General features: G+C 39.1%; 12 protein-coding genes, 1 tRNA gene and 1 pseudogene. 5 read left to right on the top strand and 9 right to left on the bottom strand.

Annotated elements, in window-relative coordinates; genetic code table 11:
- Positions 1-126 precede the first annotated feature (126 nt).
- A complete protein-coding gene (locus tag E2H97_RS09945) occupies positions 127-918 on the top strand; it encodes a S1/P1 nuclease (protein WP_133406991.1) in 792 nt (263 codons plus the stop codon).
- Between the two features lie 51 nt (positions 919-969).
- Here E2H97_RS09945 and E2H97_RS09940 read toward each other — a convergent pair.
- A pseudogene (locus tag E2H97_RS09940) lies at positions 970-2,522 on the bottom strand (LysM peptidoglycan-binding domain-containing protein).
- A 124-nt stretch (positions 2,523-2,646) separates the two neighbouring features.
- Positions 2,647-3,423 carry a hydroxyacylglutathione hydrolase gene (gene gloB / locus E2H97_RS09935; protein ID WP_133406990.1) on the bottom strand — a complete coding sequence of 259 codons (777 nt, stop codon included), beginning with the start codon at positions 3,421-3,423 and terminating at the stop codon, positions 2,647-2,649.
- A gap of 65 nt (positions 3,424-3,488) precedes the next feature.
- Here gloB and E2H97_RS09930 point away from each other — a divergent pair, with 65 nt between their 5' ends.
- Positions 3,489-4,196: a class I SAM-dependent methyltransferase gene (locus E2H97_RS09930; protein ID WP_246028988.1), complete on the top strand. Its 708-nt coding sequence runs from the start codon at positions 3,489-3,491 to the stop codon at positions 4,194-4,196.
- A gap of 2 nt (positions 4,197-4,198) precedes the next feature.
- Here E2H97_RS09930 and rnhA read toward each other — a convergent pair whose 3' ends face one another.
- Positions 4,199-4,669, bottom strand: coding sequence for a ribonuclease HI (gene rnhA, locus E2H97_RS09925; protein WP_133406989.1), 471 nt, complete (start codon positions 4,667-4,669; stop codon positions 4,199-4,201).
- 61 nt (positions 4,670-4,730) lie between these two features.
- Between rnhA and dnaQ the strand changes: the two genes are divergently transcribed.
- The 3 genes from dnaQ (at position 4,731) to E2H97_RS09910 (ending at position 6,939) form a co-directional block, all read left to right on the top strand.
- A complete protein-coding gene (gene dnaQ, locus E2H97_RS09920) occupies positions 4,731-5,459 on the top strand; it encodes a DNA polymerase III subunit epsilon (protein ID WP_133406988.1) in 729 nt (242 codons plus the stop codon).
- 6 nt (positions 5,460-5,465) lie between these two features.
- Positions 5,466-6,773, top strand: a complete 1,308-nt coding sequence (locus E2H97_RS09915; protein ID WP_133406987.1) for a TIGR03503 family protein — start codon at positions 5,466-5,468, stop codon at positions 6,771-6,773.
- Positions 6,774-6,862: 89 nt separating this feature from the next.
- Positions 6,863-6,939: transfer RNA gene (locus E2H97_RS09910), tRNA-Asp, on the top strand.
- 38 nt (positions 6,940-6,977) lie between these two features.
- Here the strand turns inward: E2H97_RS09910 and E2H97_RS09905 are convergent.
- The 6 genes from E2H97_RS09905 to sppA form a co-directional block, all read right to left on the bottom strand.
- Complete coding sequence (locus E2H97_RS09905; protein WP_246028987.1) at positions 6,978-8,702, bottom strand: Na+/H+ antiporter NhaC family protein; 1,725 nt, start codon at positions 8,700-8,702, stop codon at positions 6,978-6,980.
- 187 nt (positions 8,703-8,889) lie between these two features.
- Complete coding sequence (gene adhE / locus E2H97_RS09900; RefSeq protein WP_133406985.1) at positions 8,890-11,490, bottom strand: bifunctional acetaldehyde-CoA/alcohol dehydrogenase; 2,601 nt, start codon at positions 11,488-11,490, stop codon at positions 8,890-8,892.
- 278 nt (positions 11,491-11,768) lie between these two features.
- Positions 11,769-12,881: an ankyrin repeat domain-containing protein gene (locus E2H97_RS09895; protein WP_170308279.1), complete on the bottom strand. Its 1,113-nt coding sequence runs from the start codon at positions 12,879-12,881 to the stop codon at positions 11,769-11,771.
- 318 nt (positions 12,882-13,199) lie between these two features.
- Positions 13,200-15,779 (bottom strand): ankyrin repeat domain-containing protein, encoded by a 2,580-nt coding sequence (locus E2H97_RS09890; RefSeq protein WP_170308278.1) that lies wholly within the window; start codon positions 15,777-15,779, stop codon positions 13,200-13,202.
- Positions 15,780-16,229: 450 nt separating this feature from the next.
- Complete coding sequence (gene ansA, locus E2H97_RS09885; protein WP_133406982.1) at positions 16,230-17,237, bottom strand: asparaginase; 1,008 nt, start codon at positions 17,235-17,237, stop codon at positions 16,230-16,232.
- 100 nt (positions 17,238-17,337) lie between these two features.
- The gene (gene sppA / locus E2H97_RS09880; protein WP_133406981.1) at positions 17,338-19,194 is read right to left on the bottom strand and encodes a signal peptide peptidase SppA; all 1,857 of its coding nucleotides are present in this window, start codon (positions 19,192-19,194) and stop codon (positions 17,338-17,340) included.
- Positions 19,195-19,261: the final 67 nt, after the last annotated feature.

Genomic DNA, 19,261 nt, shown 5'->3' with positions numbered 1-19,261 from the left:
TTTTAAACTACTGTTAATTACAGGTTTATGACACTTCTTATTCGGGGCATATTTTGATACCTTTGCATCAAATTTGCAACGTGTGTCACAGAAATTTTGCTGCTTTGAATGTATGGGGTTGTGTAAATGAAAATAAGAAAATGTACTGGATTACTAATCACTGGTCTGACTTGTGGAGTGCTCGCTTCGCATAGCTATGCACATGGACAAAATGGTCATCGAATCGTAGGTGAAATAGGGCAGTTAAATTTAACGCCAAAGGCTAAACAGGCAGTATTAGCTATTACTGATGGAGTGCCTTTAGCGCGCCTGTCAACTTGGCCTGATGAAATGCGTTCGTCAGGGGAGTGGGACCATGCTTCGCCTTGGCATTATATTAGTGCGGAAACAGAAAAGGATTTAACAGGAAAAAATCGCAATCCTAGAGGTGATATTTTAAAAACCTTGAATAGAATGGAAGCGAGATTGCAAGATCCACAGCTATCTAAAAAAGAACGTTGGCAGTCATTAGCATTCTTTATCCACATGGTTGGAGATCTTCACCAGCCACTGCATGTGGGCTTTGCAGAAGACAGAGGTGGTAATAAAATCAAGGTGAAGTGGTTTAATGAGGATTCGAACCTCCATAGAGTTTGGGACTCTCATTTGATAGATCGTCAAAAATTAAGCTACAAAGAGTATGTCGAATTTTTACCCCTCACTACCAAAGAAAAACAAAATTGGCAGCAGGGAACCTATTTAGATTGGGCGAAAGAGTCACTGAGTTATCGAGATCAAGTCTATCAATTCAATAGAGTGGAAAATGGGATACCAAGATTAGGTTTTGATTATATTTACAAGAATAGAAAATTATCCGAACAGAGATTAAAGCAAGCAGGTATTAGATTGGCTTATAAACTCAATCAAATTTTCAAATAATTGAGACTGATTATTTATGCAAATAAAAGGCTGCGTGATGCAGCCTTGAACTTAGCTAGAATAATTTGTCACATCGACATATAAGCTTAATGTTTGTCCTGGTTGTAAATATTTAGAAGCGTCTAATTGATTCCACTTGATTAAATCTTTAACAGTGACTTTAAATTTGTTTGCAATTCTTGCCAAAGAATCACCATTTCGTACTTTATAGTTTACAGTACGAATAACACCAGTTTTTTTACCTTTCTTCAACCAGATGACTAATTTTTTGCCCACGCTTAATGTATCTCTTGGAGCCATATGATTCCAACGAGCAAGAGAACTGGTTTTAATTTTGAACTGACGTGCAATGATCCATAACGAATCACCAGATTTTACTTGATAATTAATTTTAACTTGTCCACGAGGTGTGTTTTGCTTTTGAGCTAAGCGTGAAGGTAGAGATAACGTATAGTCCTCACGTTCTCTCGCAGAAACAGGAATTAATAAGTGTTTACCGGCAACAATAACGTTTTTTTCTAAGTGGTTTGCTTTTTTAATAAAGCGAATTGAAGTATTAAATTTCTTAGCGATAAGGCCGAGGCTATCACCTGATTTGATTTTATAGCGAGTCCATTTTAAACGTTTTTCAGGACCGTTTTCCGCAAGTGCAAGCTCAAACCTTTCTGCGTTTTCGACAGGAAACAAAAGATTGTACGTGCCTTCTGGGCCTGTTGCCCAGCGGTTAAATCCCGGGTTGAGTTTATAAAACTCATCGATGCTCAAACCTGCAAAGTCAGCTGCTAATGCAAGATCAATTTGCGAATCAATCTGAACAACTCTGAGTTGGGGTTTGTTTGGAATTGGAGCCAGTTTTAAACCGTACTTATCAGAATGTTTGATTATATCAGCTAGAGCGAGTAATTGTGGTACATAACGCTCTGTTTCAGTAGGTAAATCTAAAGCCCAAAAGCTCGTACTTTTACCTGCGCGCCGATTGTTTCTCGAGGCTCTTAAAACTCTGCCTTCACCAGTATTATAAGCGGCTATTGCGTACAACCAGTTACCGTTGGTTTTTTTATGAAGGTATTCAAGCATGTCTAATGCAGCAATGGTTGCCGCATAAACATCGCGACGACCGTCATACCACCAATCAATATCTAGACCAAAGTGTCTTGCCATTGGTGAGGTAAATTGCCAAAGGCCAGAAGCAGAACCGTGTGAATAGGCGAAAGGATCAAACGAGCTTTCAACAATAGGGAGTAGGGCAAGCTCAAGCGGTAAGTTTCGCTTTTCGATCTCTTCAACAATCAAATACATGAAAGGCTGCGCGCGTTTAGACACTCGCAATAAATGCTTTGGATTTTTAGGTACCACTTACGGTATTGTCTAACGAGTTTTTCGTTTGGAACTTTGAATTGAAGGCCATTGCGAATTCGTTGCCACACGTCTATTTGAGGGACAGGAGTGGCGTTGACTTCTTCTGTAGCGTTGATCTCTTTAGTATCTACTATAGCCGTTTGAACATTAGTATCGGGTTCTTTTGACTGAGTCAGGTTATCAGTCGAATTACAACCAGCAAGTAGAACAAGGCTTCCTGCAAAAAGGCAATGAATCACGCGCATAAAAAACAAATTTCTCCAAACTTCAAAAGGATTAATATTCAATAACTTCTAGTGAAGCTTGATTTTAACGGTTCAGTATATATAGAAAATTAATAATATAAAGTGTCTAATTCTATACTGTTGGTCAAAAAACGTCTTTCCATTTTCGTAAATGTGTGAAGTAATCGACCACAGGTAAAGAGGAAGGGAGTTCAAAAGCCGCCCTAAGATTAGATTGAATTTCAGATTGACCGCAGCGGAAAAAAGGATTGATTTTCAATTCGTTTTCAATGGTAGATGGCAAAGTAATTTGGTTTAATTTTCGTTGTCGTTCCACCTTTGCGTGATAAGCTTGTAAAGCTCGGTTATTTGGCTCAGCTGCCAGCGCAAATTTTAAATTTGAAAGCGTGTACTCATGAGCACAGAAAATCTTCGTTGTAGGGGGTAAATCTTTAAGCTTGTTGAGTGATTCGAACATTTGTTCAGGCGTCCCTTCAAAAATTCGGCCACAACCACCACTGAATAAAGTATCACCACAAAATAAATTTCCTTCAATTAAGTATGCGATATGCTCAAGCGTATGTCCCGTTAATGTAATTATTTGAGCTTCAATGCCTAATTCATTGATAACGAGTGGTGAAGTATCATCTACAAAATGGGTAACTTGTGGTATTCGATTGGATTTAGGACCATATACAGGAATCTCTTCACCAAGCGTGTTAAGTATCTCATTTACGCCACCGATGTGATCAGCATGATGATGAGTAATTAAAATACCCTTTAGAGTTAACTGTTGTTGTGTGAGATAGTCTATGACTTCTTTAGCTGAGCCGGGATCTACAATAAGCGCTTGCTTTTCTTGATTGCTGATACACCAAATGTAATTATCATTAAATGCAGGAATTGGCTGAATTGATAGCATAATTTCTTAGATTAAGCGGGTACTCTTAAGCCATACTATACCCAAAAGGAATTTCGAAAAATACCATGATTATGACTAAACCTATCTCTTGGTCTTCTCTACCTCATGGAGAGCAAGCTTTAGCAACATTATCACCCTATATAGCAGAGCAGGTGACACAAGTATTTGGATATCACTTCCTTAAACTGGGTGCATTATCTTCTGAAGTCGATACATCAAAATCAAGTATTGCTCATCAGTTTTCTATTGTAGAAACAGGTGATGCCACTGTTAATGCAGCATATACGCATTTGCCATTGCAAAAAAGATCAGTTGATTGTGTTCTTTCGGCATTGCTTTTGGAGTTTGAATCAAACCCTTACCGAGTATTACGGGAAATAAGTCGAGTTTTAATTTCAGGCGGGCATTTGATCTTGATTGGTTGTAATCCAATTAGCCCGTTATCACTAGGTAAAGTATCACCGAAACATCGGCAACAGTGCCCTTGGAATGGGCGTTTTTTTACTGCACATAGAGTAAGGGATTGGTTAGAAGTTTTGGGATATCAGGTTATTGAGCAGAAGAAATTAGTTTATCATTCATTAGTTGGTAAATTTAATGACAATAGTTTATTACAGCAATGGATGAAAAACTGGCTTCCTTTTTCTGGTGCTTTTTATGTTATTACCGCTAAAAAAGTTGAATGTCCGTTAACGCCATCGAAAGCATCGAAGAAGAAGCGCGCCACTAACTGGTCGACGGCTCCTTCTGCGGGAAGAGTAAATAGAAGCTAGCTTTAGCTCTCGTATCCGACATCTATTTGAGTTGGGTTGGCTTCAGCGGCCTCTCTGGCTAAGTCATCACAGCGTTCGTTTTCAGCATGACCAGCATGACCTTTAACCCATTTCCAATCTATTTCATGTGCTTGCTGAGCTTTATCTAATCTTTGCCATAAATCAACATTCTTAACTGGGGTTTTATTGGATGTCTTCCAATTATTTTTTTTCCAGTTGTGGATCCATTGAGTGATCCCTTGGCGCATATATTGACTATCGCTCGTTAAAGTAACTTGGCAGGGTTCTTTTAAGCTTTCAAGGGCAATAATGGGAGCTAAAAGCTCCATGCGATTATTGGTTGTGTTTACAAAGCCATCACTCAATTCTTTTCGGTGCTGCTTAAAAGTCATCACGATACCATAGCCACCTGGACCTGGATTTCCTAGACAAGAACCATCCGTATAGATATTGATATGTTTCCGTTCTGCCATCAAATTGCTACCATAGTTAGATAATTACGTCAGATTATACAAATTTTATTTATTTTAGCCTATGAATATTGTTTCTAAAGCGTCACGACAGATCATTCTCGATACTGAAACCACGGGTATGAACCAAGGCGGAGGACCTGTTTATATAGGTCACAGAATTATTGAGATTGGTTGTGTTGAAGTCATTGACAGAAAGCTAACGGGTCGTCATTTCCATGAGTACATCAACCCTGGGCAAGATATTGATGAAGAAGCAATTGCGGTTCACGGGATAACAAATGAACGCGTTGCTGATTGCCCAAGATTCCATGAAGTTGCTCCTGCATTTTTAGAATTTATTCGTGGTGCAGAAATTGTTGCACATAATGCTCCGTTCGATATTTCGTTCATGGATCATGAGTTTTCATTGTTAAATCCCAAAGGGCCAATTACCGCCGATATATGCTCGATTGTTGATTCTTTAGATATTGCTAAATACAAACATCCTGGTGAACGAAATAGCCTTGATGCGTTGTGTAAGCGCTATTTTGTTGATAACTCCCGCCGTGAGCTTCACGGAGCATTATTGGATGCTGAAATTCTAGCGGATGTTTATTTGCTCATGACGGGTGGGCAAACTAAGTTAAACCTTTCTGCTGACTCAGTGGGAGGTGAAGCTGGAGGAATTAAAAGGCTCGCTACTGATCGACAAATGGGTAAAGTTTTAATGGCTACAGCCGATGAATTAACTAAGCATACCGAGCGACTTGAGTTAGTTGCAAAAGGTGGGAAATGTCGTTGGAGCGACTGATCGTTTATGAATCGAGCTGTATTATTTTTAGGAATTACTTGGTTATTTGCTTGCCTTGTTTTCTCGTCTTTCGTAAAAGCAAACGATATATCGACGGCTAGTGAATTAAAAAATCGTTTTAGAATCGACCATATGGTGTCTGAGATCACTATAGTGGTTCAAAGAGAGTACGGCTCTCCGCCTGTCGTGATTGTTTTACCTGATGGTCGAAAATGGTATGCGCACCGTCATCCTGAAAACGTGAAATGGTTGGATGGTATGACGGGAGACATGATTAAAATCAGTCAACCTCAAGCAGGGCCTTGGCAACTGCTTGGTCGTATTTCAGATGGCTCTACTATCACTAAGGTAAGTGAATTAAATATTGAAGTTCAACCATTGCCACAGCCACTTTATGTTGGAGAGAGAGTAAAGGCCTTAGCACAGTTAAATGCTGACGGTCATCAAATGAGGTTACCTGGCCTAGATTATTTAGTTGAATGGTCTGTAGCTTTCAAGCGTCTATCAGACGAAGAAGGTGAAAAAAAAACAGCTGGTAAACGTCGAATAGGCTCGTATAAAGATGATGGAAAGCTATTGGATGAAAAACCAGATGACGGTATTTTTACCAGTAATTTTCATTTAGAGCTTGAACCCGGCAAATATCTTTTTGATGTTCGAGCTCATAATGAGGTTTTTGACCGTCATTATAGCGAGCCAATTCTTTTAAAACCTATACCGGTAAGCTCTTCGGTAATTAATCCTGCATTGGGTGATAACATTCGTTATCTTCAAATTACCAGTGATACGAATGAAATAAATATTTCAGACAGTGTTATTGAATACACCATTATGGGGCCAAATAACCTGAACGAGCGTTATGTTATTCAGGGGTTAGAATCACCGAGAGAAAGAATTAAACTTCCCCATATTGAAGCCTATGGTAATTATGTAGTTTCAGCTTTTGCAGCCGCAACAACGGTCAAAGGTCGTGAAATCTTGCTTCATTTATCGGATATCACTTTTAACCTTGAGCAACCGCCAGAGCCAGGAAAGTCAGAATTAGAGATAGCTCAAGAACAAGCACAACAGATCAAAAATAAAGAAGAATCCGCGAAGCGTACAATTCTTTATTGGGTAGTCAGTTTAAATGTCGTGTTGATATTGCTTGGTGTTATTTCATTTATCGTATGGCGTAAATTGCAAGTAAGAAAGAAAGCCATCAAGGCAGCTGAAGAAATGGTTGTCATAAACTCTGATCAAGTTGATTCAGTATCGTCAGATGATAGTTTAAATGATATAGATCTGACTATGCCGGAAGATGGTAATAAATAGATTTTTGCTCAAAGGTTGAGCTGTTAAAGGCGTTTTGGCTAAAAAGCCATTGACCTTGTTCAGATGCATCAGTACTATTCAAAGTCATTGGAGCGGTAGTTCAGTTGGTTAGAATACCGGCCTGTCACGCCGGGGGTCGCGGGTTCGAGTCCCGTCCGCTCCGCCAATATTTTAAAGCCCTGTCAGAAATGACGGGGCTTTTCTTTATGCGAATAAATATACTGTTGCTGTCCATAACCCAGCTGCTGCAGTTGCTGCTAAAGTTGCAGGGAAAAGCTGAGATTTTACATGATCCATTAAATCGCAACCAGTCGTCATTGAGCTTAGAATAGTGGTATCAGAGATTGGCGAGCATTGATCACCATAAACACTTCCATTGAGTACAGCTGCAAAGCACACCATCATAAAGAGTTCTGGATTGGACAGCCCTTGAGACTGTACAATTGCCCAAGCCAATGGCATTGCCAGTGGAAAAGCAATCGCGTAAGTGCCCCAGCTTGTGCCAGTTGAAAAAGCAATAATCATCGTGATGAGTTGCAAAATAACTGGTAGCAACCAAAATGGAAGCTCTCCACCCAATTGAGATACTAAATAAAGTCCGCCTCCAATTTCTTTACTAATGCTGCCTATAATTACGGCTAACATTAAAATAACTGAAGCAAGCACGACGCCTTTTAAACCTTCTCCAAAACCTTCAATAATATGAGTTAATGACATACCTTTTGCCATCGCCATTAAAGCTGCTAAAAGTAATGCTGTACCAAATGCCCAATTTACTTGTGGAGAGCCCATATAGATAAAGGTACACACAGCAATTCCAATTAAGGTAACCAGTGGAAGAATAAACTCAAGTACACTGGGTGAATACCCTTCGGGTACGTTTGTTTTTTGTAGTTCTTTAGCGCTTAACGGCTTAGCTTCTGGTGCATCAAGTTGACCAGTTTGCAGGGCTCTTTGATGAGCGGCTCGTAATCGATGGCCAGAAAATGTGGTTATATTAAGACTGAGTAATAAAGTACCCATCACAGCCAAAATTCCATAAAAGCTAAATGGGATGCTTTGAAAAAAGAAGGCTAATCGGTCCGCTTCTGTTGCCAAAAAAGAAACACCAGGAACAAAAATTAAGGCTTGAACATAAGCTGGCCAAGCGTTAAAAGCTAATACTGATGCAATTGGCGATGCGGTGGAGTCGATAACGTAACTCATCTCTTCGTGGCTAACTTTTGCTTTATCGGCAAGTGGTCGTACAGTTGTACCTACCAACACCGTGCTCATTGTGCCACCTTGAAAAAATAAGACTCCTAAAAACCATGAAACCAGCTTTGCTGAACGCTGTCCTTTTACAAAGTGTTTAGTCATAAAATTTGCGAAGGCTTGTGCTGCTCCCGTTTTTGACCATATCCCCAGTAGCCCACCAAGCAGCCACAGATATAGCAACAATAATGCTGCTGTACCTTCTTTGGCTAAATTGGGAATAATGACTTTATCTGTTAAATCATACTGGCCTAGCATAAAAGCACCGATGACTATTCCTCCAAACAAAGCGCTAAGAGGTTCACGGGTAAGTAAACAAAGAGCAATAGTGATGAAAGCGGGCAGTAATGACCATAAGCCAAAATGAAACGTAGGTTTTAATAACTTTAATTGTCGATGTTCATTAACAACCCACTGTTGATTAAGTTCAGTGCTTTTACCGTGGAGTGATAAATTATGTTGATTTAGCGGAGAGTCTAGGTAGGGGACAGCATCTTCAATTAAGATTTCTTTTCCTTTGTACTTATAAGCATTTTCACCGCTATTCGTTTTATAAACATCAAATAAAAACGATTGTTCTACCCATGTTTTGTTGATGTAGTGGTTCACATAAAATGCTGAACATAAACCCACTAAAAAGATCACTAACGCAAAGATATTATTATTTTTGTTCACAGGCGATTCCTTGGCCATCAAATTTTAAATCTCAGGTTATAGCCCGCTGCGAAAGAGTCAATCGATATTTGTTGGTTTTTTGTATGGTAATGAGTAATGGGAGTGTGACAGTTGACGCGATAAATCCAAAGTAAAAAAACCTCAGCAATACTGCTGAGGTTCATTTGAGGACAAGAATAAGTTTAGATTATTCGTCCTTGTATTCATTTCCATAAAAGCTATCTAACAAAATTTGCTTTAATTCCGCAATCAAAGGATAGCGTGGGTTAGCACCTGTACATTGGTCATCAAATGCGTCTTCAGCAATTTCGTCAAGCTTAGCTAAGAAGTCAGCCTCATTTACTCCGGCATCTTTGATCGATGCTGGAATGCCAATCGTCGCCTTGATTTGTTCAATTTTTTCAATGAGCTTTTGGACTTTTTCTTCATCAGTTTTACCTCCGAGATCAAGATGATCTGCGATTTCAGCATAACGACATAACGCTTTAGGACGGTCATATTGACTGAATGCCGCTATTTTTTTAGGTAAGTCGGTCGCGTTAAAGCGAATAACGTTTGAAATTAATAGGGCATTAGCTAAACCATGTGGAATATGGAACTCTGCACCGATTTTGTGAGCCATTGAGTGGCATATACCCAAGAATGCATTAGCAAAAGCGATACCGGCGATTGTTGCGCCATTATGAACACGTTCTCTAGCTACTGGTGCTGCGGCGCCTTTTTCGTAAGATTCTGGTAGGTATTCAGTTAACAAGCTCAGTGCTTGTAAAGCTTGGCCGTCAGAATATTCATTTGCCATGACACTCACGTAAGCTTCAAGTGCATGAGTAATGGCATCAATACCACCAAAAGCAGTTAGTGATTTCGGCATATCCATAACTAGGTTCGGATCGACGATCGCCATTTGAGGAGTTAATTCATAATCAGCAATTGGGTATTTTTGACCTGTTACTTCATCAGTAACCACTGCAAAAGGTGTAACTTCAGAACCTGTTCCTGAGGTTGTTGGGATTGCAACCATAGTGGCCTTTTTGCCCATTTTAGGGAACTTATAAATACGTTTACGGATATCCATAAAACGTAAAGCTAAGTCTTCAAAATGAACATTTGGATGTTCATACATTACCCATAAGATTTTCGCAGCATCCATTGGTGAACCACCACCAAGGGCAATGATCACATCAGGTTGGAAACTCTGAGCCACTTCAGCACCACGTTTAACTACCGCAAGGGTTGGGTCGGCTTCAACTTCATAGAATACTTCAGTTTCTAGTCCTTGAGCTTTCAGAACTTTAATGGTTTCGTCACAGTAGCCATTGTTGAATAGGAATTTATCGGTAACGATTAGCGCACGTTTTTTATCACTTAACTCTTCAAGAGCAATCGCTAAGCTACCACGACGGAAGTAGATTGAAGATGGTAACTTGTGCCAAAGCATGTTTTCAGCCCTCTTAGCTACTGTTTTTTTGTTGATTAAGTGACTTGGGCCAACGTTTTCAGAAATTGAGTTACCACCCCAAGAGCCACAGCCGAGTGTTAATGATGGCGCAAGTTTGAAATTGTATAAGTCACCAATACCACCCTGAGAAGCTGGTGTGTTGATCAAAATACGCGCGGTTTTCATGCGGAAACCGAACTGTTTAACGCGTTCCTCTTGAGTATCTTGATTGGTGTATAAACCAGATGTATGTCCAATACCACCTAAAGCGACTAAAGCTGCTGCTTTATCAAGCGCTTCATCAAAGTTGGCTGCACGATACATACCTAAGAGAGGAGATAGCTTTTCGTGTGCAAAAGCTTCAGCTTCTGAAACTTCTGTTACTTCACCAATTAGAACCTTTGTTGAACTTGGAACTTTAATGTCTGCCATTTCTGCGATGGTAATGGCACTCTGTCCAACGATATCAGCATTCAGTGAACCGTTTTTCAAAATCACTTTTTGGATGGCTTTGGTTTCTTTCTTATTAAGAATATAACCACCGTGAGTACCAAAACGCTCTTTTACTTGATCATAAATACTGTCAACAATAACAACCGCTTGTTCAGATGCACAAACAACGCCGTTATCAAAAGTCTTAGACATTAAAATTGAACTTACTGCACGTTTAATATCGGCCGTTTCATCGATAATGATTGGTGTATTACCTGCACCAACACCAATTGCTGGTTTTCCTGATGAATATGCTGCTTTAACCATACCTGGGCCGCCAGTAGCAAGGATCAGGTTGATATTGTCGTGAGTCATCAATTGGTTCGAAAGGGCAACGCTTGGCTCATCAATCCAGCCAATAATATCTTGTGGTGCTCCAGCTTCAATTGCAGCATTCAATACTAGGCGAGCGGCTTCGGTGGTTGATGCCTTTGCTCTTGGGTGTGGCGAGAAAATAATACCATTACGAGTTTTTAAGCTGATCAAAGCTTTAAATATGGCGGTTGAAGTTGGGTTAGTGGTTGGAACTATACCACAGATGATACCCACAGGCTCTGCAATCGTGATCGTACCGAAAGTGTGGTCTTCTTCAAGAATGCCACAGGTTTTATCATCTTTATATTTGTTGTAAATATATTCAGATGCAAAGTGGTTTTTGATCACTTTATCTTCGATGATTCCCATACGAGTTTCTTGCGCTGCCATTTTGGCTAATGAGATTCTTGCGTCAGCAGCCGCAAGCGCTGCAGCACGGAAAATTTTATCAACTTGTTCTTGAGAGAAGTTGGCAAATTCAGCTTGTGCCTTGGCAACACGCTCAACCAATAAATCAAGTTCTTGAGCATTAGTAACAGTCATTTAAATGATTCCTAATAAAAATATTTAGCTAAAAAGATAGGCTTTTTGGCTAAATGTTCTTTTAATTACGAATTTACAGATAAGCAAAGTCATAGTCTGTGATCAATTCTGCAAAAATAGAGACTCCGTGTAATTTTATTACACTTTATTACGGATTTTTGCTGGCAAAAATAAAGAGTTAGACACTATTTAAACAGGTGTGAGACGGTATCATATTTCGAGTTCATATGAAGTAGAAAAGAATCTGGGATAGGATATAAATAAACGGTTAGATTGCTTTAGTACTCAGACTTTATATGTTTGGTTAACTTAACGACTATTTGCCGTGCTGATTCTAAGTGATGCGTGTGATTAGTCGAACTTTTTAGTTGTTTGTCATAGGCTTGATTAGCAATGGCTAAAGGATTTTGATCATCTTCATTTCGAATGCTAAGGTTAAGATTCGGAGTGGCAAGTAAATCAGAGACAAGCTCAGAATGAGAATGTAAGCAGGCAGTGTGAATGGCTGTATTTCCATTGATGTCGGCACAATTAACATTAACTCCTTGAGCTAGTAATGTTTGGATGATTGGTCGAAAGCCTCTTGATGCTGCAATATTAAGAAGTTCTGCATTAAGAAAAGGGCTAAGTAATTCTCTTGCATTCGGTAGTAGATGCTGGAGTGCAATCTGGTTATTTGCATGAACAGCAGCTTTTAAGTGTCTTACTTTTAGTTTTATTTTTGGCGACATAAGCAATTGCTTTATCAATTTATGCTGATTTGATTTGATTGCTAATGTTAAAACGTCAAGGTTGGTATGGTTTTCGTGATTGATATTAATCCTTGGCTCCATAGAAAGCTTCATTGCAAACGTCCAAGAATTAAATAGCGAAGCACAGAGCAAAGGAGTATTACCACTATTATCGATGGCATTGATGTCACATTGAGAATTTTCGACAAATATGGGTAACAATAAATGGCGATCATATTGTGCGGCAATATGCAGTGGTGTTTTACCATCTTGATCAACGGCATTTACATTACCCTTATGGTGAAGCAATAAGCTCATCACTTTTGGGCTGCAATTTAATGCACAGACATGTAGCCATGGAAACTGATAGTGCTTCTGGCGATCAATTGTGACACCGGCTGCTAATAATTTGCTCACAGCTTCTGGGTTGTCATCCGAAATCGAGCGTAGCATTGCAGATTCAAGGGATTTCGGACAAAGTGTTTGAGTTAATAAAAATGGCTCTACTTTTGTAATATTTTTTGGCTCACATAACTCTAAAGTCGTCCACATACCTTCTGACTTGTCGTTATGATAAGGCTCATAATTCTTATGAATAAAGTCTGTAAATATGTTTCCCTTGTTTAAATGCTTGCTCGTTATCGGAGTTGTTTCTGCCAAGTCACTTACCTTAGCTTGATAAACTCGATATTTGTGCATTCTAAAGTAACTCGTATTGAGTAGATCAGTAAAAACAAGAAAGTTACTAATCTCTATAAAGTAATTAGATTGTGCAAGGATATTTGCGGTAAGTGAAGTGAATGTTTATTCACTACTTTTTTAGGTTGTGCACATCTTTAAGAGGAAGTTATTGAAATATCAGTTTATTTTTTAAGAGTAAAAAATAAACTGATATTAAAAAGAATTGAAGCCAATGCTGGTGATAGAGTGTTAGCTCAAGTAGTGCGGTAATGTCATAATTTCTTTAACATATAAAGGTTATTCTCCGTCATTATAACCAGCGGCATCTTCCAAATCGACAATAACAGGCTCTTCAGATACTTTTGAATCTAGTAGTTTTGCGATTTCAAGGTGATGATGTTGACGAGCTAGGGCTGCGGCGGATACTGCATTTACAGCAGGCAGTTTTACTCCCAATGCTGTCCTAGCTTCTGCTCTCATGAATATTTTATTAGTTGGCCAAAAAGGTAATAATACTTTTACGGATTCAACAAAGCCTTGCTCTGCTGCAACATGAAGTGCAGTAAGACCTCTTTTATTATGTACAAATAAGTAGTCTTGATCTGCTTGGGTTAATTCACAAAGTTTATGTATAACTACTTGTTTATCATACCTTGCCGCTAAAGTGAGTGGCGTTTCACCGTTATGCTGAACGTGAAGTAGAGGTTTAACATAGCTTATAAACATTTCGCATAAATCTAAATTTTGATCCATAACGGCTGTATGGAATAACGGGGCAAGATCTTTATAATGATCTTTATTTGGAACAAAAGCGCCAGTTTCTAACAATAAACGACAGACATTGAATTTTTTGTTTTCATATGCAGATTGAAAGCATTCAAGTAATTCATCTTGATAATGTTTAAATCTATCCACTCCGCCTTTACTAATCATCTTAGCAATAACGTCATAATATCCAGCGCCACATAGACTCTTCATTAGCTTATATTCATGGTTTAAGTAGCGTCTAAACAAAAGGTCGTTGCTTAAACCTTGCGATCTACTGTGATTCAGAATTAATAATAGGCGCTGTAGCCATTTGGTTTGATTTTTTTGAGGTTTATATAGTACTCCTAAGAAAAGTGAATCTATGGTTGTTTGATCAATAGTATGTCTTTTTTCAAAAAATGCGTCATCTAATTCGTCAAAGTTGGCAGATAAAAGCCCTAACTTTTTGAATCCTTCAACAGCTGGTAGAGCACCTTCTTCTATCGAACATAAAAGGTCATATGCAGGTCTGTTTTCGGAGTATGTCCTTCCTTCTCTATAGTAAGGGGCAGTGGCTGATTTATAGCAGTCCTTATTTCTGTAGTAGTAATATCGAGTCGTTGCTAATAAAAAAATCACGTCCATATTACATTTAGACTTGATAGCCCATGATAGCAGAGTGAGGCCATCTAAACCCCTGACAAAGATATGGTTGTATTGAGGGATTGAGATTAATAAGTCAACAAGCTCGTAATTTCCACTCAAGCAAGCTAGGTGGACTATATTCAACTCCTCAAACCTGAAGGAATCGCCGCTGTGGTCGTTAATTGCTGTAAAGCCACCTAAAAGGCATTGAACAGTCTCCAATCTTCCGTTATGGGCTGCTAGCATTATTAGTGTGCAGTTGTTACGATGTCTTGGATATGTAAGCACTTCTTTTTGACGAATTTCAAGAAATAATTCTACAACTTGAACATCACCTTTTCTACAGGCATTTTGTAGTGCAGTGCTATGCTCATTGGCTTCAAAATCGATAGCTACATCTGCTTCGAGTAGTGATCTTAGAGCCAGAAATTGATGTTGTTCAGAGGTTGATTTTAATAACCGCTCAGCCCTTTCTTGTGATAAACACTCTGTTAGCAATTCTGATTTTACAGCACAAATGATGTCGACTTGAAATAGCTCTGGACTATCTTTAGGTAATTGCCCGTTTTCGAACAGTAATTCTAAGAATTGTTTCTTCTGTTCAATTGTGGCCAATTGCTTAAAAATTAATGATATTTGCTCCGAAGAAATTTCTGTGGGTATCGAGTGTGTCAACAATAGCTTAAAGTCTTCATCAGAATGTTTATTTATATAGGCTAGGAATTGTTTCTCACATCTGCGTATTTCAAATTCGTCAGTTGTTTTTTCCCAGTAGGCTAGTAATTCCCCCAAACTTGTTACTTTCTCTATAGTGTAATTAAATAAGGCATTCCGTAGTGTTGAATTAAGCTGCTTGAGTTCACATTGAGCAAGATCTGATAATGTCAAATGTCTAGCGGGCTCTTCACCTTGAGGAGTAGTATAATATTCAGTGAAATCTTCAGTGAATATCGTAACGCCACCACTTGAGTGGAGTGGACGATATGGCTGTAATGACGTTGCCAGTAGAGGTCTTATCTGATTAAATTTAGGCTTACCGAGATATAGCGGTGATATAGCTGCAGCAAGAGTATTGTAGCAACATTCTCGTGTATGCTCATCTACCTTCACACTAGCTTTGGAGGTAATTCCAAGCAGGCCTGTAAAAGATGTATCTTGTTTTATGAGCATTTCTGCTTGTTCAGAATAATCAAATAACTCAGCATGTAGTGTGCATATTTCTTCTAGCAATCTCTGCGACTGTAACTGTAGCTCTTCTAGCTTACCTTCTTTGGCTCGCTCTAATGTACAGATTGCCAAATGGGCTAAATGTCCATGTGCATAGGCTCTGTTAGGTAAGATTGTTTGTGGAAGCTGACAGAGCGCTGTTAACTTTATTTCCGTTGGGATGCCAGTGTCAGCCATTAGCTGGCAGAGTCGCTCTAACTGTGCTTCAGGTTTGCCATACATTAAGCTTAAGCAGTTAGCAGTATCATAAGAATTCATTTTGACCTGTTGATAACAACGACCAAAGTGACTTAGTCGGCTTATCATTTCTTTATTTAGCGATTTATTTTGCTCTAAAAACTCAAAAATGATTTCAAAATTAGGATCAACCGCTCTAAGGCTCGATCTTTCATCAGAGAGAGGGGGTTGTGACTTAACTTCAGAAGTGTAATCAGTAGCTTCGGGTTGGGTATAAGTTGTTAATTCGATATTAATTGCCATGGTAAACTTTCTTTAGATACTCTTGATAAAAGTCTACAACTTACATAGCCTGTCGTGTGAGGTAGGCGTTAATTTTAGATTAAACTTACTTTATATTTTAATAGGTTAGGTTCGTATGAGGATGCTTTTGAGGATTGAAATAAAGTGTCAATGACAATGTTCCTGTGCAACTAGAACATTGTCAAAAATGTAGAATGAATCATTGGTGAATCCAACCGATTCACAGAATCAGTCCATTTCACCACATAAATTAGTAATGAAGTCTTGTTTTATCTGATCGGTACTTCGGTCACTAGAGAGTAAAATATGAAGTTTAGCCAATGCTGCTTCAATCGTTAGACTTCCACCACTAATAACACCAGATGCCGCAAGTGCATTGCCTGTTGCATAACCTGCCATGTTAACGCGTCCTTGAAAACACTGGGTTAAATTGACCAATATGATACCGCGATCATTTGCTTCCTTAAGAAGTGAAAGGAGTTCTGGGCTTTCTGGAGCGTTTCCAACACCAAAACTTCTAATGATTAATGCCTTAACGGGTTGAAGTAGAATGTTATTAATCAACTCTACTGAAATTCCCGGATACAGCATCACAACCCCGATAGGTTGAGGTTGGATCTTCGTAACTTGAAGTGCAACGTTAGTTTCGATAATAGGTGAGTCAATGTGCTGACGGATTTTGATGCCTGCTTCCAGTAACACAGGAAAATTAGGAGAAGCAAAAGCATCAAAGCCGTCTGCGTGGGCTTTGGTCGTTCTGTTTCCTCTAAACAGCTTATTGTTAAAAAACAAACAAACTTCAGGAATAGGGTAGTTGGCAGCGATGTACAGCGCATTGAGCAAATTTGCTTGACCGTCAGAACGTAATTGAGCCAATGGGATCTGAGAGCCTGTCACAATAACGGGTTTTGTGAGCCCTTCAAACATAAATGATAAGGCTGAAGAGGTATAAGCCATGGTATCGGTGCCATGTAAAATCACAAAGCCATCATAATTATCATAATTTGCTTTGATATCATCAGCTATCATTTGCCAATCGGATGGCATCATATTTGAAGAGTCAATCAGTGGACTGTATTCATTAATTGTGAAATCAGGCATTTCCTGATGATAAAACTCAGGCATGTTCTCAACACATTGTGTTAAAAAACCAGCGACAGGGACATATCCCTGCTCAGTTTGTTGCATGCCTATTGTGCCACCTGTGTATGCAACGTAAATTGACTTCTTGCCCATAGCTCTTTTTTATAAAGTAAACATTATTGTGATCTTACTATCTGAAAACAAAAAAGGGCAACCGAAGTTCCCCTTTTTCTATCGTATCAATGTAACAATGTTATTGAGAGCACTGCTCGCAAAGCATATATAAATGGTTCGGGTCATTGAACTGTTTCAGTGACTTGGCGACATCTTCAACTTGAAGTAATAAGCTATCAACAGGAGACTGAGACTGTGTCGCTTGTGGTAAATATACCGAAACGTGAGCGAACATTTCTTGAATTAGTGTCTCTTCAGGGCTGAGTTCTTGTTGAATGACTTCAGTATGATAATTATCTAAGTTCGCTAATTCTGCTGCTTTAGTAACGGCTTGGTCCATGTCACCAATCGCATCAACTAGGCCTAGTTTAAGAGCTTTGTTTCCGCTCCAAACTCGACCTTGTGCAATGTTATCCACTTGTTTGAGTGACATATGACGTTCATTGGCAACCAAAGAGATAAATTTATGGTAACCATGCTCAACTTTCTTTTGGATCACTCGCGATACATCTGGAGTAATGCCTCTTACCGCAGATAAACCAGCCCATTCAGATGTCGAAACACCATCTGCATGTATACCCAAGTACGATAGTGAATCCTCAAAAGTATTAAACATACCAAAGATCCCAATCGAGCCTGTTAGCGTAGTTGGAGTGGCATAGATATAATTGGCACTGGCTGAAATCCAATAGCCACCAGATGCCGCATAACTTCCCATGCTTACAACAACAGGTTTACCCGCTTTTTTTAATTCTACAATCTGTTGACGGATTTGCTCTGAAGCAAATGCGCTACCACCAGGGCTGTCCACTCGCAATACTACAGCTTTAACACTGTCATCAAAACGTGCTTTACGCAGAAGTTTAGATGTACTTACACCACCAATATTTCCCGCCTTTTGGCTTCCGTCTAGAATAACCCCTTTGGCAACGATGATAGCAACGGTATCACCAGTATTGAAAGAATGAGTAGGTTTAACCAGTTTTAAATAATCCTGTAGATCAATCTGTTTGAAGCTCTGACCAGTATTCGATTGTCCCACTTCATTGATCATTTTGCTTCGGAACTGATCGATAGTCACTAACTCATCAACAAGCTTTCTCTTTAACGCTAATTTTGCGTCATCATCGCCAGCGTTATTAAGCGCTGTTAAATAAGCTTTAGGTTCAAGTAGCACTTGGTTTGTTTGAATATTTCTATTTTTTGCAACGATAGCAGTATAGCTACTCCAAATGTCGTTTAAGAGTGCTTTGTTGGCTTCTTTGGCCTCTGGTGACATATCATCACGCAAGAAGGGCTCAACGGCAGATTTAAATGTACCGACACGGAAAACATGAGTTTTAATTTTAAGTTTTTCAAAAGCTGACTTGTAATATAGGCGGTACCTTCCAAGTCCCTCCAAAGCAACGGTTCCTTGAGGATTTAAATAAATTTTATCTGCGTAAGAAGCAAGTAAATACTGCTGCTGATCGAAGTAATTCCCGAAAGTTACAATGGATTTACCAGAGTCTTTAAATTTCTGAAGCGCTTGGCCGATAGATTCAAGTTTGCTTGTTTCAGCGTAATCAAAGTTTGATAAATCTAATACTAGAGTTTTAATGCGTTTATCATGGGCCGCAGAGTCAATGGCATATAAAATGTTGGCCAATAAGGTTTCAGATTGCTTGGTCTGTCCTCGGCTTTCTGCGATGATCGTTTCGATTGGATCAACATAATGCTTTTGGTCGACAACGCGACCGTTTATATCTAATACCAATGCACTATCTGGGGCAAGGTAGACTTTTTCTTCGGTTGCAACAGCAGCAATGATGCCTATCAATGCAATGAAAAGGAAAAAGAAAAATACCAAGTTTAAGATAAATTGGCGCGTAAAATTTATCACTTTCCATATAAATTTAAACGTGCTCTTGACTGCAGAAGGTTGTGCTGAAGACATACCCACTCCCTTTGATTCGAATATGATTTCATGCTACCTGAATCATCAAAGAATTTCTAAAGAGAAT

Source organism: Parashewanella tropica, assembly GCF_004358445.1.
Taxonomy (GTDB): Bacteria; Pseudomonadota; Gammaproteobacteria; order Enterobacterales; family Shewanellaceae; genus Parashewanella; species Parashewanella tropica.
This window is presented reverse-complemented; position numbering and strand designations above follow the sequence as displayed.

Excerpts from the sequence above, each read along its gene's own strand:
- E2H97_RS09945 (WP_133406991.1), top strand. The coding sequence starts at position 127 with ATGAAAATAAGAAAATGTACTGGATTACTAATCACTGGTCTGACTTGT.
- gloB (WP_133406990.1), bottom strand. The coding sequence starts at position 3,423 with ATGCTATCAATTCAGCCAATTCCTGCATTTAATGATAATTACATTTGG.
- E2H97_RS09930 (WP_246028988.1), top strand. The coding sequence starts at position 3,489 with ATGATTATGACTAAACCTATCTCTTGGTCTTCTCTACCTCATGGAGAG.
- rnhA (WP_133406989.1), bottom strand. The coding sequence starts at position 4,669 with ATGGCAGAACGGAAACATATCAATATCTATACGGATGGTTCTTGTCTA.
- dnaQ (WP_133406988.1), top strand. The coding sequence starts at position 4,731 with ATGAATATTGTTTCTAAAGCGTCACGACAGATCATTCTCGATACTGAA.
- E2H97_RS09915 (WP_133406987.1), top strand. The coding sequence starts at position 5,466 with ATGAATCGAGCTGTATTATTTTTAGGAATTACTTGGTTATTTGCTTGC.
- adhE (WP_133406985.1), bottom strand. The coding sequence starts at position 11,490 with ATGACTGTTACTAATGCTCAAGAACTTGATTTATTGGTTGAGCGTGTT.
- E2H97_RS09890 (WP_170308278.1), bottom strand. The coding sequence starts at position 15,779 with ATGAATTCTTATGATACTGCTAACTGCTTAAGCTTAATGTATGGCAAA.
- ansA (WP_133406982.1), bottom strand. The coding sequence starts at position 17,237 with ATGGGCAAGAAGTCAATTTACGTTGCATACACAGGTGGCACAATAGGC.
- sppA (WP_133406981.1), bottom strand. The coding sequence starts at position 19,194 with ATGTCTTCAGCACAACCTTCTGCAGTCAAGAGCACGTTTAAATTTATA.